This is a genomic window from Flavobacterium bizetiae (assembly GCF_902804475.1).
In the GTDB taxonomy this organism is placed as follows: Bacteria; Bacteroidota; Bacteroidia; order Flavobacteriales; family Flavobacteriaceae; genus Flavobacterium; species Flavobacterium bizetiae.
On the sequence record NZ_CADCSU010000077.1, the window covers coordinates 1 to 15298 of the forward strand.

General features: G+C 35.6%; 12 protein-coding genes. 7 read left to right on the top strand and 5 right to left on the bottom strand.

Annotated elements, in window-relative coordinates; translation table 11 throughout:
- The 3 genes from FLACOL7796_RS08895 to FLACOL7796_RS08905 form a co-directional block, all read right to left on the bottom strand.
- On the bottom strand, positions 1-272 hold a 272-nt coding region (locus tag FLACOL7796_RS08895; RefSeq protein WP_262889159.1), incomplete at its 3' end, for a transposase DNA-binding-containing protein.
- A gap of 231 nt (positions 273-503) precedes the next feature.
- Positions 504-767: a SemiSWEET family sugar transporter gene (locus tag FLACOL7796_RS08900; protein WP_173970449.1), complete on the bottom strand. Its 264-nt coding sequence runs from the start codon at positions 765-767 to the stop codon at positions 504-506.
- Between the two features lie 182 nt (positions 768-949).
- Positions 950-1798 carry an SDR family oxidoreductase gene (locus FLACOL7796_RS08905; RefSeq protein ID WP_173970450.1) on the bottom strand — a complete coding sequence of 283 codons (849 nt, stop codon included), beginning with the start codon at positions 1796-1798 and terminating at the stop codon, positions 950-952.
- Between the two features lie 302 nt (positions 1799-2100).
- Between FLACOL7796_RS08905 and FLACOL7796_RS08910 the strand changes: the two genes are divergently transcribed.
- The 5 genes from FLACOL7796_RS08910 to FLACOL7796_RS08930 all read left to right on the top strand — a co-directional run bounded on the left by FLACOL7796_RS08910 (position 2101) and on the right by FLACOL7796_RS08930 (position 8944).
- Positions 2101-3315: a hybrid sensor histidine kinase/response regulator gene (locus FLACOL7796_RS08910; RefSeq protein ID WP_173970451.1), complete on the top strand. Its 1215-nt coding sequence runs from the start codon at positions 2101-2103 to the stop codon at positions 3313-3315.
- 85 nt (positions 3316-3400) lie between these two features.
- Complete coding sequence (locus FLACOL7796_RS08915) at positions 3401-6967, top strand: response regulator (protein WP_173970452.1); 3567 nt, start codon at positions 3401-3403, stop codon at positions 6965-6967.
- A gap of 225 nt (positions 6968-7192) precedes the next feature.
- Entirely contained in the window at positions 7193-7558 is a 366-nt protein-coding gene (locus tag FLACOL7796_RS08920) for a response regulator (RefSeq protein ID WP_173970453.1), read from the top strand.
- Positions 7559-7565: 7 nt separating this feature from the next.
- Positions 7566-8375, top strand: coding sequence for a CheR family methyltransferase (locus tag FLACOL7796_RS08925; protein WP_173970454.1), 810 nt, complete (start codon positions 7566-7568; stop codon positions 8373-8375).
- The gene (locus FLACOL7796_RS08930) at positions 8357-8944 is read left to right on the top strand and encodes a chemotaxis protein CheB (RefSeq protein WP_173970455.1); all 588 of its coding nucleotides are present in this window, start codon (positions 8357-8359) and stop codon (positions 8942-8944) included. Before FLACOL7796_RS08925 ends, FLACOL7796_RS08930 begins: the two co-directional genes overlap by 19 nt.
- Positions 8945-9110: 166 nt before the next feature.
- Here the strand turns inward: FLACOL7796_RS08930 and FLACOL7796_RS08935 are convergent, their stop codons facing one another.
- Positions 9111-9884, bottom strand: coding sequence for a porin family protein (locus FLACOL7796_RS08935; protein WP_173970456.1), 774 nt, complete (start codon positions 9882-9884; stop codon positions 9111-9113).
- An 11-nt stretch (positions 9885-9895) separates the two neighbouring features.
- The gene (locus FLACOL7796_RS08940; protein ID WP_173970457.1) at positions 9896-11017 is read right to left on the bottom strand and encodes a hypothetical protein; all 1122 of its coding nucleotides are present in this window, start codon (positions 11015-11017) and stop codon (positions 9896-9898) included.
- A gap of 316 nt (positions 11018-11333) precedes the next feature.
- On the opposite strand from FLACOL7796_RS08940, the gene FLACOL7796_RS08945 reads away from it, so the two are divergent.
- Both FLACOL7796_RS08945 and FLACOL7796_RS08950 read left to right on the top strand, forming a co-directional pair.
- Complete coding sequence (locus FLACOL7796_RS08945; protein ID WP_232067336.1) at positions 11334-11657, top strand: DUF6660 family protein; 324 nt, start codon at positions 11334-11336, stop codon at positions 11655-11657.
- Positions 11658-11971: 314 nt separating this feature from the next.
- Positions 11972-15124 carry an efflux RND transporter permease subunit gene (locus FLACOL7796_RS08950; protein WP_173970458.1) on the top strand — a complete coding sequence of 1051 codons (3153 nt, stop codon included), beginning with the start codon at positions 11972-11974 and terminating at the stop codon, positions 15122-15124.
- Positions 15125-15298 lie beyond the last annotated feature (174 nt).

Below are 15298 nucleotides of genomic sequence, written 5' to 3' on the forward strand. Positions count from 1 at the left end.
TGATTGTACAGGTTTATTTCACTGCTGTCCTGAATGCACAAAACAGATTTATCTTCAACGCAGCTTACACAATTAAGAGACATGTTCTTTATAATATCAACTTCACTAACATTATCATTTTGCAAAAATCGGTAAATAGCTTTGGCTTCAGCGTCACTTTCTGCTAATTGTCTTATCGAATAAATACTATTAGCAAATAAGCGATTGAGAATAGAATTACCTCTATTCAACAATCGCTTGTCTTTTAAATTTTCAAAATATCTAGTCTGCACTTTTTATCAAATATAACTAAAAATATATTTGTGTCCAGACGGTAGGCTTTTACGGGCTGTTTTTTTATGGGATGTCGTTAAGGATTGCGCGTAAGGTAGCCCGCGGATGATACGGATTCGCTTCGCGAAAACGCGGATTTTCGCAGATTTTTATAATAAACTTTAAAAAAACTTTGCGTCTTTGCGTCTTTGCGAGATTAAAAAGCTCAGCAACTTAGCACCTCAAAAAACTCAGTCTTCTTTCTCGTAATAAATAATGAAATACACCATGATCAAATTCAGACATAAAGACACGCTATTGGTGATGATTATCGGTAAATCATTTTTTAAAATACCATAAATAATCCACACCAAAATCCCGAAAGTCAGGATACCAAAGGTTTTAAGTGATATTTGTTTCACCTTTTTCGTTTTCCAAACTTTCACAATCTGCGGAATCACTGATATCGTAACACAGGTTCCGGCAAAAAGTCCGATAATATCAATGAAGTTCATTTTTTTTAAGTTTCTAAGTTACTAAGGGGCTGAGTTGCTAAGTTTTTTTAATTTCAGAATTCTATAAGAGGAGAAAAGTTGTCCTTTTAAGTGCATAAATCTATTCAAGAATAAGCTTAGTAACTTAGATCCTAAAAATCTTAGCAACTTATTATCTCAGAACCTTAGCACCTTAAAAAAAATCACCCTCCAATCATTTCACCGCCATTAATATGAATAAATTGCCCTGAAATATAACTGCTGTCTTCGCAGGCCAGGAACACATAAGCAGGAGCAACTTCTGAGGGCTGACCGGCTCTTTCCATCGGATTATCTTTTCCAAAATCGGATAATTTATCAAAAGTCGCTACAATTAAAGGAGTCCAGATTGGGCCTGGAGCAACACCATTTACCCTTATTTTTCTCTTGGCCAACATGGTAGATAATGATCTGGTAAAGCTCACAATGGCACCTTTTGTACTGGCGTAATCGGCAAGATGTTCGCTACCGCGATACGCCGTAACAGAACTTGTATTGATAATCGTATCGCCTTCTTGTAAAAAAGGCAACGCTGCTTTTGTAATATAGAAATAAGGATAAATATTGGTTTCGAATGTTTTATGAAGTTGCGTGGCGGTTATATCTTCCAGTTCGGTTTGCGGAAATTGTATCGCGGCATTATTTACCACAATATTTATTTTTTTAAAGTAAGTATGGCATTTTTTTATGGCGTTTTTACAAAATTTCTCATCCTTTAAATCTCCGCTAATCAGTAGGCATTCACGACCTTCTTTTTCAATTAATGCTTTTGTGTCTTTGGCATCTTTATCTTCTTTTAGGTAAACAATGGCAATGTTGGCACCTTCTCTCGCAAAATGCACGGCAACACTTCGGCCAATGCCGCTATCGCCACCGGTTATAAATGCAACTTTACCTAAAAGTTTTCCGCTTCCAACATAGTTTTCTCTCATAATTTCTGGTTCCGGATACATGAGATGTTCGTTGCCGGGAAGGTTCTGTTTTTGTTCGGGAAATGTCTTAGTCTTTTTCATAACATTTAATTTTAATCATTTAATCTGATACTAAAATAGTTATTGAATGCCATTTGTATTAACCGAATGAAATTTAAGATTATCGCTATAAAAATCAGTTATAGAATTTCAAAGCTCAACATGGGAATTATGTAACGAATTAAATTTTCAATAAAAGACTGGTCTCCTTTTTTTTTATAAATTTGAAGGTTTGACTGACGTTATCTAAAAGTAGGATCAGCTATTTTTAAGGACGTTTTTCGAAATTATTTCAAACCAAAAACAAATTTTTAATTCATAGAACTTTACTCCCCCAATACAGTATGGTATTAATCGTAGACGATATAAAGGCCAATATTATTGCCTTAAAGAAAACATTAGAACTACATGATATTGATGTGGATACTGCCGAGTCTGGCGAAGAAGCCCTGAAGAAAATTTTAAAAACAGACTATTGTCTCATCATCATGGATGTTCAGATGCCCGGACTTGACGGATTTGAAGTCGTAAAAATTCTCTCGGGCAATAAAAGAACTAAAGACATTCCCGTTATTTTTCTATCGGCATTAAATATCGAAAAGAAATACATCTTTAAAGGATATGAAACCGGTGCCGTAGAATACATTACAAAGCCCGTAGACAGTGATTTGCTAATGCTAAAAGTCAAGACTTTCCTGAAGCTTTACGAGCAGCAAAGAGAACTAAAAGGCATTAAAGAATTACTTTCTAAAGAAATAATAATAAGAAAAGAAGCTCAGGATAATCTCGAAATTAAAATCGCAGAAAGAACCAAAGAACTGGTTTTGAAAAACGAAGAATTAGAGATGAAAAATCACGAACTACAACAATTTTCCTGGGTAGTTTCGCACGATTTAAATGAACCCATCAGAAAGATCCAGATCTTTATCAAAATCATCAAGGAACTTTATCTCGCCGATGATGCAAAAGCAGTTGATTATGTAAATCGTACGATAAAATCGGCTGAAAGAATGCAAACTTTAATTACCGATTTATTAGCTTATTCAAGATTATCATCTCAGGTAAAACCCGAAGTAACAGATCTTAATGTAGTTTTGCAGGAAGTTTTATCTGATTTTGATTATTTGATCGAAAGAAAAAATGCTACTATCAAATCGAATGAACTTCCTACGATAGATAGTATTCCGAGTCAGTTGCGACAGGTTTTTCAGAATTTGATCGGGAATGCTTTAAAATTCTCCGGAAACTCTCAACATCCGTTAATCGAAATTACTTCAGAATTAATTTCAAACAAATCATTTGAAAGTCCAACTTCCCCGGAAGGGAAATTTTGCAGAATTACAGTAAAAGACAACGGAATTGGTTTTGATGAAATTTATCTCGACAGGATATTTATTATTTTTCAAAGCTTAAATGATCGTCAATCATATGAAGGAACCGGAATTGGATTGGCCATCGCTAAAAAAATCATCGAAAAACATAACGGATTAATTACCGCAAAAAGTCAGGTAGGCAAGGGTGCAAGCTTTATTATTATCCTGCCTTTAAAATACGAATAAATAAAAAAATATTGATTAGGTTCAAGTTTAAACCTGAAACAAAGAAAACCAAAGAAACCAAAAACAAAAAATAAGAAACAAAAACATGAAGAGTAATTTTAAAAGAAATTTATTAATAAGTTCGATGGTATCGTTACTGGTCTTAATGATCAGTTCGACGGCTTCATTTCTTAGTATAAAAAGCTTGTTAGACAGTAATTCGTGGGTCAATCATACTCAGGAAGTTATTTATAACCTGAACGAAGGTTCGGCTATTATTACCGAGGCACAAACCAGTATGCGTGGTTATTTGATTACGGGCGATGAGCAATTTGTAGACCGATACAATGACGCCGAGGCAAAATCTAAGGTTTTCTTCGATAAAGTAACCGAACTCACGGTTGATAATCCGTCGCAGCAAATGCAGTTAAAAGAGTTAAAAGTACAACGCGAAAATTTTTTTAAGTATCTGAACAATCAAATTGTAAAGAAACGTCTCGGAAAAAACTCGGCTACATTTGACCTTACCGAAGGTCGTAACATGATGAACGATTTGCGAGCGCAAATAAGAACGGTCGAAAATACAGAACAAAATCTTTTAAAAGTTCGAAACGAAAACTCAGAACGTTACGGTACTTATAGTATTGTCCTGATTATTGTGGCATTTATCATCGCTTTTGTTATTTCGATTGTGTTCTTAATCAGAATCCTGAAAGATTTCAACGAACGTGCTTTACTTCAAAACGAATTAGAGAAAAAAGACAAAGAAACGGCTGAAAGAATTGTAGCAATTAGTGCAATTGCGAGTAATATTTCGAGCGGAAATTATGATATTAGGGTTGATGATACGCAGTCTGATGCTTTGGGTAGTGTAGGAGAATCGCTGAACAATATGGGAGTTTCGCTTAAAACCTCTTTCGATTTATTGTCTCAAAAAGAATGGCTTCAAACCGGTATTGCGAATCTTAATAATGTGATGTTGGGCGATAAAACGCTTCAAAAATTATCAAAAGATGTGATCGAATTTGTGTGCCAATATACCAATAGCAGCGCGGGAGTTTTATATGTTTTAGAAGATAATGAACTTTTTGTTACGGGAGGATACAGTTATATTCCCGGCAAAAATCGCGAACGCATTCGAAAAGGAGAAGGTTTAATTGGTCAGTCGATTGTTTCAGGAAAAATCCTCGAATTAAAAACATTATCTCCGGATGATATTCAGATTAATTATGCTTTAGGGCAGATAAAACCAACGCATATTGTAGCAGTCCCGTTGTTAGATAACAAAATCGAAGGTGCAATTGAGCTTGCAAGTATCTACGGATTTTCGGATTTGCATTTAGAGTTTTTGAAAAGTATTTCGAACAATATTGGTATTGCGATTAAATCGACTCAAAACAGAAAAAGAGTGATGGAATTGCTGGAAGAGACCAAATCTCAGTCTGAAGAACTTCAGGTGCAACATAGTGAACTAGAGGCTATTAATGCTGAATTAGAAGCGCAAACAGAGAAACTTCAGGCATCAGAAGAAGAATTAAGAGTACAGCAGGAAGAATTAGAGCAAACGAACGAAGAATTGTCTGAAAGAAGTGTTTTACTGGAAGAAAAAAACAACGAAATCCAGAAAAAATCGGAAGCTTTAGAACTTACAACGCGTTATAAATCAGAGTTTTTGGCAAATATGTCGCACGAATTAAGAACGCCTTTGAACTCGATTTTACTTTTAAGCCGTTTGTTATCTGAAAATAATAACAAAAGCATGGTGGCCGAGGAAATTGAATTTGCAAAAGTGATTCAGAGTTCCGGAAATAGTTTGTTAGGTTTAATTGATGAAATCTTGGATTTATCTAAAATTGAAGCCGGAAAAATGGAACTTGAATTCCTGGATGTTTCTACCAAAGAAATCACAGATAATTTATGGAATCTGTTTAATCTGGTGGCGAAAGAAAAAAAGATAGAATTTGAAATTATTGCCAAAGACGCACCGGTTGTTATTAAAACCGATAAAATGCGTTTAGAGCAAATTCTTAAAAATCTAATTTCGAATGCGATTAAGTTTACTGAAAAAGGAAAAGTAACGTTAGAAATTAAAATTAGTACTGACGACGATAAGATTATTTGTTTTATTGTAAAAGATACCGGAATCGGAATTCCGTTAGAAAAACAACCTTTAATTTTTGAAGCTTTCCAACAAGCCGATGGTTCTACAAAACGTAAATACGGAGGAACCGGTTTAGGATTATCAATAAGCCGCGAATTGGCCAAACTGCTTCGTGGAGAAATTATATTGCATAGTAAAGAAAATGAAGGAAGTTCGTTTACTTTATGTCTACCTGTTTTTGGATCTGCAATTCATAAAATTAATGTAGAAAGAATTCCGCCAACAGAATTTACAGAAGTAGAAGAGGAAAAAGCACCGCCAAAGAAAAAGTACATCAGCGAAGTAATTCCTGCTGAAATTGAAGACGACAGAGATTCAGTTTTACCGGGAGATAAAGTAATTCTGATTGTAGAAGACGATATTAATTTTGCAAAATCACTTTTAACCTTTACCAGAAAAAAAGGATATAAAGGAGTTGTTTCTGTACGTGGTGATTATGCTTTAAACTTTGCCTTGATTTACAATCCGGTTGGGGTTTTATTAGATATAGAATTGCCAATAAAAAGTGGTTGGGAAGTTTTAGAAGAACTAAAAAATCATTCAGCAACCAAACACATTCCGGTTCATATTATGTCATCGCACAAATTAAAACAGGAAAGTTTATTAAAAGGAGCCGTAGATTTCTTAGACAAACCGGTGGCTTTCGAGAAAATTCCGGATGTGTTTTTACGAATCGAGCATATCATTAATAAAGAAGCTCAAAAAGTTTTAATTATAGAAGATAATCCAAAACACGCTAAAGCGCTGGCTTATTTCTTAGAAACGTATAATATTAATTCTGAGATAAAAAGCGAAGTTTCTCAGGGATTAGAAGCTTTAAACAAAACTGAGGTCGATTGTGTGATTCTTGATATGGGAATTCCGGACAAACACGCGTATCAAATTTTAGATGGCGTAAAGAAATCTCCGGGATTAGAGAATCTTCCGGTAATTGTTTTTACAGGAAAAAGTTTATCGATGAAAGAAGAAGTGAAAATTAAAAAATACGCCGATTCGATTATTGTAAAAACAGCACATTCGTACCAAAGAATGCTTGACGAAGTATCATTATTTCTGCATTTGGTAGAAGATAAAAAAGATCCAAAAGATAAAAAAGAAAGCCATAAAAAGCTAAATTTACTAAATAATATCCTGCACGAGAAAAAGGTATTAATTGTAGATGACGATGTTCGTAATATTTATTCGTTAACGAAAGCTTTGGAAGTTTTTAAAATGAATGTAATTACCGCTTTTGATGGTAAAGAAGCTATCAAAATTTTAAGCGAACATCCTGATACAGATGTGGTTTTACTGGATATGATGATGCCGAATATGGATGGTTACGAAACAGCCGAAAAAATACGTTCAAATCCTAAATTTCTGAATCTTCCGGTGATTGCCGTAACAGCAAAAGCAATGACAGGCGACAGAGAAAAATGCATCAAAGCAGGAGCATCAGATTATATTACCAAACCGGTAGATATCGATCAGTTACTTTCGTTATTGAGAGTATGGTTGTACGATAAGATTTAGAAAATAGAAAATAGAAAATAGAGAATAGAGAATAGAGAATAGAATAAAGAGAAAAGAAGTTTTGCCACAGATTAAAAAGATTCTCCCAGATTATTTTTATAAAGAAATCCTTTTTAATCCTTTAATCTGTGGCAAAACTAATCTGTGGTAAAACTAATCTGTGGCAAAACAAAAGAATTCACAGCAAAAAAATAAAAAAAACAAACCAAATAAAAAGTAGACGAAATGAGTAAAAAAAGACTCTTGATTATTGATGATGATTCTAGAAATATTTTTGCTCTGGAACACACTTTACGTGCAAAATCATTCGATTGTTTGTCTTGTTTAAGTGCCGAAGAAGCTTTGAAATTATTAGAAACAGATGAAGTTATTGATGCGGTTCTGATCGATATGATGATGCCTGAAATGGATGGTTATGATGCGATTCCGCTTATAAAAAAGATTCCGTCAAGAGAGTCGCTTTTTGTTGTAGCAGTAACAGCTCAGGCGATGACAGGCGATAGAGAAAAATGTTTAGAGGCCGGGGCAGATGCTTATATTTCGAAACCGGTAGATGTAGATAAATTACTGCTTATTTTAGGTAAAATTTGATGGGATTATGATTGAGGATATTGAGTTAGAAACACTAATTAATGATGTTTATGAATATTATGGTTTTGACTTTAGCAGTTACTCGCGCGCTTCTTTAAAAAGACGTGTAAACAGGGTAATTCATCTTGATGGATTTACACATTTTCATGAATTTCTTTCCAGGGTTCGTTATGATCCTGAATATTATAAAAGAATGGTCGACGAAATCACGGTAAATGTTACCGAGATGTTTCGCGATCCCGCTTTTTATGCCGTTGTCAGAAAAGAAATATTACCGTTATTAGGTACAAAACCTTTTATCAGATTATGGCATGCAGGCTGTTCTACAGGCGAAGAAGTCTATTCGATGGCCATTATGCTAAAAGAAGCCGGTTTGCTGCACAAATCCCTGATTTATGCCACAGACATTAATGCATCAGTTTTAGAAACGGCCAAAAAAGGAATTTTCCCTTTACGAATGATGAAAGAATACTCAGAAAACTATCGTGATGCCGGAGGACAAGAAGACTTTTCGAGTTACTATATTGCAAATTATGGTATTGCCAAATTTAATGAAGAACTGGCCGAAAAAATGGTTTTCTCGCAGCATAATTTAGTTTCAGATACTTCATTTAATGAGTTTGACATGATCTTATGCCGTAATGTTTTAATTTATTTTGATAACGATCTTCAAAAAAGAGTCATTAATTTATTTGATGAAAGTCTTTCTGTGTTGGGTTTTCTGGCGCTGGGAACCAAAGAAACCATAAAATATTCGATTTCGATGAATAAATACAAGCAGTTGGATAAAGAGAAAATATGGAGGAAGATAAAGTAATATCAAATTGCAAAGTGGTAATAATAGGAGGATCTGCAGGAAGCTTGAATGCTTTAATGCAAATTCTGCCTGATTTATCGCAATTAAATGGTTTTGCCATTGTAATCGTTTTGCACAGAAAAAGTACAGACGATCAGACTTTAGAAGAATTAATAGCTTTAAAATCGAGTATTTCGGTAAAGCCGGTTGAAGACAAAGTACCACTTGTAGCGGGTTCTATTTATATTGCACCTTCAAATTATCATTTATTATTTGAAAGAAACGATACACTTTCTCTGGATATATCCGAAAAAATAAATTACAGCCGTCCCAGTATAGATGTTTCGTTTGAATCGGCATCAGAAATCTATGGAGAAGCTTTAGTTGGAATATTACTTTCAGGTTCTAATACAGACGGAACCATTGGTTTAAAAGCCATTAAAGCCGCCGGAGGAAAAATCGCGGTACAAAATCCAACCGTAGCCGAAATGCCTTTTATGCCTAATAACGCGATCCTGTATACTGATCCCGATTTTGTTTTAGACAATCAGGAAATACTACAATTATTGGGTGCTATAAATACTAAATAATACGAATCAGGATTTGGTTGACTGGCACTAAATGTTGGTAAAAATTCGGTTTATAATAGGCTGGCGTGCCGTAGGTACGCAACAAACCGATTAATAAGGCGTACTTAGATCTGATTATCTACCGATATTTAATGCCTTACGGCACGAATTGCAGATTTTTTATAACCTATTTTTCAGGTTTAGGCGCTTCATCTTCCGGAAGGACAACCTTATTTAATTCAGCCTCTTTTTCAGCCCTTCTTTGAGCTGCTTTTCCTTTTCCAATAGGTATTCCAGCCGTGAGATACAAAGATCTGTTGTATACATTGGGTCCGTCGCCTTTCATTACAGGAACCAGTCCGTAATAATATTGAACCGTTACGTTTAGTCCGTTTCCAATATTCATATGATAACCCGCGCCAAAACATACTCCCGCATCAATAACACGAATCTGATCGCGAATATTCTTTTTATAAATCACATCATCTTTATCGTATTCCTGTTTAAATTCATCAAAAGCTTTGGCCAGTAAACCAAACTGAGGCCCGGTTTTAAGATAAATTCTATTTTTAAATTGATATTTAATTAAAATAGGCACATTAAAATACCTGATTTCGCGATTCACGCTTCCTCCTGCAAAAGTATTGTCGAGATTTTCGTCGTTGAGAGCATACACAGGCAAACCATGCGCTCCCATTGGCGATTTTACAATAACTCCCGTATTGATCATCCAGGCCGGATTTTTATGAGACCGAATATCAAAATAAAAACCAAGATTAAAACCCGGTTCAGTTCCTGAAGTATTCAGATCAGAAATAGTAGAGAAATTTGCTCCGCCTTCAAGACCAAATTCTAAAAAAGGAGAATTTAGTTTGTCTCCAAAAATTAAGGAAATTAAAACCTGCGAGCGCGCCGGAGCCATGCAAAATAATGCGATAAGAAGTAATAAACCTTTTTTCATTATAATAAGGATTAAAGTCCAAAACGATATTGCAGCCCAGCTAAATATTGAGTACGCGTGCCTAAAAATCCGGCTTCGACTCTAAACATAATATGTTTGTTGTATTGAAATTGAGATCCAACAATAAAGTTCCACATATCCTTAGGCGCTTTGTGCAGAGAATATTGTACAGTCGATGATCCTGCTGTGCTCAAAGCTCCGTCCAGCGTCGTTAAAAAATTTCCAGCTGATTCCAATGCCCTGTCTGCTGTATTGTGTTTGGCTACATTCGCAGGATTTTTTTGCTCTGCCGGAGTTAAACCATTCCACCAGGTATCTACTTTGTTTTGGTTTTCAGAAACTTTTGTCAATCCGTCATCAACTTTTTGCTGCGCGTTATCCAAATTCAAAACATCAGATAAATTGATGTTTCCCTTAGTATTTCCTTCAATATGAACTCTGAAACCACCCACCCAAACCGCAATATTGCGTTCCGCTTTATGAAGTTTAAAGGTTTTTCCCAATCTTGGTCCAAAAATATAAGAGAAAGCAGGTTTATCTAAAGCACTAACATCACTCCACGACATATTCATATCAAGCGCCAGCCAGCCGCCGCCAATACCAATAGTTGGAGTTAAACCTAATCCAAATGTAGTGGCGCTAAAATTAGCTTTCGTGCTAAAATTGGCAATTTCCGACCAATTATTATTGGCATCAGGAATCCAGATTCCCGCATTTATCTTGGTTGTAGGATTCGATTTTCCAAAAATCCCATAGACATTTAAAAACGGAAGTAACCAAATATCAGGTCTTATGGTAATAGCACCAACTTCTACAGAAGATTTATCAAAACGAACAATTTCGTCTAAATCGTGCATTGGCCCATTGTTGAATCCAACTTGAAGATCTTTGATTGTAATTTCAGAATCCTGCCAGAAATAGTTAATAGAAAGTCCGGCTGAGTAAGGTAAATTATATCCTTTTTGGGCTACTTTTTCTCCCCAAATAGGTAGGGCGTAGGGGTATTTTACGACTGCGAGGCTGTCTTTTAGTTCTTGATTTTTTTCTCCTACGATTTTATCGGTGTAGACTTGTCCAAAAATTTGCATGCTAAAAAATAATAAAATGGCTGATAGTAGTGTATTATATTTCATTGAATTCGGTTTTAAATTGTTAATTAATAAAACTGCGTAAAATAAATATGTACTAATGATTGTAAGGGGTGGAATATGCGTATTTTTCTGTTCTTCAGGCAGATAGAGTTGTCGGCTTTTAGATAAAAAACTGGAAGTGTATGTTAATTATTGTTAAAGTTAACTAAATTTTCGTACCAACAATCAAAATTTTTTAAGAAAATAGAATTTTATTCAAATGCATTTCAACTGAATTTGTGAAAAAATTATCCTTTTTCATTCGCATCATTTTCAATTATTTAAATTTTAGAATAGAAATAAATACTATTTTTGTATCGTGAAATGGATAACAATCATATTGTCGATTTATTTAATGGCGCTTTCTAATATGCCTTGTGCAGATATGGAAGTAAATAGTGCTGCTCATAAAACAGCCCAGTTTTCATCAGAAGACAACCATACTCACGATAAAGACAATGATTTATGTTCTCCGTTTTGCGCTTGTAATTGTTGTGGAGCGCAGGTTTTAAGCTATCAGACTACTGTAAATTTTGACTTTCCTGTTGCATATTCCATCATTTCAATTGCGTTACCTAATTATACCTCAGTTGCTGCTTCCACTTTCTACGGAAGTATATGGCAACCCCCTCAAATAGTATAATGATGCCCATTCCTAAGGCTATCTTATAGATACAAATGCTAAAAAGTTACACACGAATTTCAATTCTGGATTAGATTATTAAATTAATTCCACGAAGTAATCCGTACTAATTGGTGAAATCTGTGTTTACTATTTGTATTAAGATCCGGACAATCAATTATTTTTTCTTTTATCGAAAGTTCCTATAGTACTTTCATAGAATAAAATCTAATAAGTCTGAAGATTACTTAGAATTTGGGTTAGAGAGTTGTAGATTTTTCTACAAAAATAATAGGCAAACTTTGCCTCATTTCTCACGTCATTATACCCTTAAAATGTTAGATAAAATTATACAGTTTAGTATAAAGAATAAGTTCGTTATACTACTATTTACCCTAGTTTTAATAGCTTGGGGAAGCTATTCGCTCAAGCATTTACCACTTGATGCTTTGCCTGATATTACCAATAATCAGGTACAAATTATTACAACGGCACCTACTTTGGCAAGTCAGGAAGTCGAGCAGTTAATCACATATCCGCTCGAGCAAGCCGTAAAAACAGTTCCGGATATTATAGAATTGCGCAGTATTTCCCGTTTCGGATTATCGGTGGTAACCGTTGTTTTCGAGGACGATGTCGATATTTACTGGGCCAGAGAACAAATATTTCAGCGCTTAAAACAAGCCGAAGAAAACATTCCGGATTATGCAGGATCTCCTGAATTGGCGCCAATTACAACAGGTTTAGGAGAAATTTACCAATATGATGTTTATGCCAAAAAAGGCTATGAAAACAAATACGATGCGGTAAAATTAAGAACCATTCAGGATTGGATCATTATTCCGCAATTGCAAGGCGTTAAAGGCGTTGCAGATGTAAGTACCTGGGGTGGAAAACTAAAACAATACGAAATCGCTGTAAACCCAAATACGCTTAATAGTTTGGGCGTTACGATTACCGAAATCTTCGATGCTTTAGAAAAAAACAACCAAAATACAGGAGGCGCATATATCGAAAAAGATCAATTGGCCTACTTTATTCGTGGTGTCGGAATGGCAAAAGGAACGAAAGACCTGGGAAATGTAGTGGTAAAAAACCGAAATGGTTCTCCCGTTTTGGTGCGCGATGTTGCCGAAGTTCGTGAAGGTGTTGCCCTGCGTTACGGAGCATCTACCAAAGACGGAAAAGGTGAAATTGTTTCCGGTATGGTTTTAATGCTAAAAGGCGAAAACTCCAGCGCAGTTGTAGACCGAATCAAAGAAAGAATGGTTCAGATTAATAAAAGTTTACCCGAAGGCGTTGTCGCCGAAGCTTTTATTGATAGAGGAAAACTAGTCGATAACGCGATCGGAACGGTTACGAAGAACTTATTAGAAGGCGCTTTAATCGTAATTTTTGTATTGATTTTATTCCTCGGAAATCTTCGCGCGGGATTAATCGTTGCCTCGGTGATTCCGTTAGCCATGCTTTTTGCTATTATATTAATGAAAGCCTTTGGCGTAAGCGGAAACTTAATGAGTTTAGGCGCGATCGATTTTGGAATCATTGTCGACGGAGCTGTGATTATCGTAGAAGCCACAATGCATCACTTACAGCAATTGAAACGGAAAAAAGAATTATCGCAAAGCGAAATGGATGCTGAAGTTTACAATTCTGCTTCGAAAATCAGGAATAGTGCGGCTTTTGGTGAAATTATCATTTTGATTGTTTACTTGCCAATTCTCGCTTTGATTGGTACCGAAGGAAAAATGTTCAAGCCTATGGCAATGACGGTTGGTTTTGCCGTGGCAGGAGCGTTTATCCTTTCGCTGACTTATGTGCCTATGATGAGTGCTTTATTCTTATCTAAAAACACAGAACACAAAGAAAACTTCAGCGACAGAATGATGGCCTGGTTAGAGTCAATTTATACGCCTTTATTACAAAAGGCACTGCAATTTAAAAAGGTCGTTCTTGGGATATCACTTGGATTATTTGCGCTCGGATTAATCGTTTTTAATAGTATGGGAGGAGAATTTATTCCTACTATCGAAGAAGGAGATTTGGCCATAAATGCGACTATTATGACTGGAAGTTCGCTTACGCAGATGGTAGAAACGACGACGAAATACGAGCAGATATTAAAAGCTAAATTTCCTGAGATAAAAACCATCGTAACCAAAATAGGAAGCGGAGAAATCCCGACAGATCCTATGCCTATTGAAAGTGGCGATTTGATTATTGTACTTAAAGATAAAAAAGAATGGGGACGAAAATATCGTAATTGGGAAGAATTGGCCAATGCCATGAAAGAAGAAATGGAAGTCATTCCGGGAGCCAATATTGAGATTTCGCAACCGATACAAATGCGTTTCAATGAGTTAATGACTGGAAGCCGAAGCGATATTGCCATCAAAATTTTTGGTGATGATCTTGAAATTCTGGATGCCAAAGCCACCGAGTTAATTTCGAAAATTAAAGGCATCGAAGGAATTGGAGATTTAAAAGCCGATAAAGTAACCGGATTGCCTCAAATTACCATTAAATACGATTATAATAAAATTGCTCTATACGGATTGAATATTTCAGATATCAATCAGATTATACGTTCGTCGTTTGCCGGAGAAAGTGCCGGAAAAATCTACGACGAAAGCAAGAGATTTGATGTTGTGGTGAGAATGAATCAGGACAATCGTGCTGATATTACTGATGTTAGTAATTTGTTTATTCCGCTACCAAATGGTCAGCAAGTACCGCTTTCGCAAGTTGCTACAGTCGATTATGAGCAAGGTCCGGTACAAGTAACGCGTGAAGATGGAAAACGCAGAATCACTGTTGGACTTAACGTTCGCGGACGAGATATAAAAAGTGTTGTAGAAGAAATTCAGCAAAAACTAGATAAAGACTTGAAGCTTCCGGCGGGATATTATGTAACCTATGGTGGTCAGTTCGAGAATTTAATCGAAGCGACAAAACGACTTTCGATCGCATTGCCAATTGCTTTAGGATTAATATTAGTCTTGCTTTATTTCACTTTTAAAAGCTTTAAACAAGCGGGATTAATTTTTACCGCAATTCCGTTATCGGCAATTGGTGGTGTTTTTGCGCTCTGGTTACGCGGAATGCCGTTTAGTATTTCGGCAGGAATTGGTTTTATTGCTTTATTCGGAATCGCGGTTCTTAACGGAATCGTATTAATATCGTATTTCAATCAACTAAAAACTGAAGGAATTCTGGATCCGTTGCAAAGAGTTTTAATCGGAACCAAAACCAGATTACGTCCGGTTTTAATGACCGCAGCTGTAGCTTCTTTAGGATTTTTGCCAATGGCATTATCAACAAGCGGAGGAGCAGAGGTTCAGAAACCTTTAGCAACGGTAGTAATTGGCGGTTTGTTTTCGGCAACATTATTAACGTTGATTGTATTACCGATTTTGTATTTGTTGTTAGAGAAGAGATTTAACCGCAAAGAGCGCGAAGATTTACGCGAAGAACGCAATGAAGATTAAAGATGAAAAGATTTTGTTTCACGCAGATCGCTTCGCCTGTTCGCTATCGATCGGGTCAGAAGATTAAAGCAGATTTAAATTAAAATAGTATAAAAAATTATCTGCGGATATCAGCTTAAATCTTTTAAAAATCTGCGTGAAATAAAAATGTAGAAGAACAAATTAAATAAGAAA

Excerpts from the sequence above, each read along its gene's own strand:
- FLACOL7796_RS08900 (WP_173970449.1), bottom strand. The coding sequence starts at position 767 with ATGAACTTCATTGATATTATCGGACTTTTTGCCGGAACCTGTGTTACG.
- FLACOL7796_RS08905 (WP_173970450.1), bottom strand. The coding sequence starts at position 1,798 with ATGAAAAAGACTAAGACATTTCCCGAACAAAAACAGAACCTTCCCGGC.
- FLACOL7796_RS08910 (WP_173970451.1), top strand. The coding sequence starts at position 2,101 with ATGGTATTAATCGTAGACGATATAAAGGCCAATATTATTGCCTTAAAG.
- FLACOL7796_RS08915 (WP_173970452.1), top strand. The coding sequence starts at position 3,401 with ATGAAGAGTAATTTTAAAAGAAATTTATTAATAAGTTCGATGGTATCG.
- FLACOL7796_RS08920 (WP_173970453.1), top strand. The coding sequence starts at position 7,193 with ATGAGTAAAAAAAGACTCTTGATTATTGATGATGATTCTAGAAATATT.
- FLACOL7796_RS08925 (WP_173970454.1), top strand. The coding sequence starts at position 7,566 with ATGATTGAGGATATTGAGTTAGAAACACTAATTAATGATGTTTATGAA.
- FLACOL7796_RS08930 (WP_173970455.1), top strand. The coding sequence starts at position 8,357 with ATGGAGGAAGATAAAGTAATATCAAATTGCAAAGTGGTAATAATAGGA.
- FLACOL7796_RS08935 (WP_173970456.1), bottom strand. The coding sequence starts at position 9,884 with ATGAAAAAAGGTTTATTACTTCTTATCGCATTATTTTGCATGGCTCCG.
- FLACOL7796_RS08940 (WP_173970457.1), bottom strand. The coding sequence starts at position 11,017 with ATGAAATATAATACACTACTATCAGCCATTTTATTATTTTTTAGCATG.
- FLACOL7796_RS08950 (WP_173970458.1), top strand. The coding sequence starts at position 11,972 with ATGTTAGATAAAATTATACAGTTTAGTATAAAGAATAAGTTCGTTATA.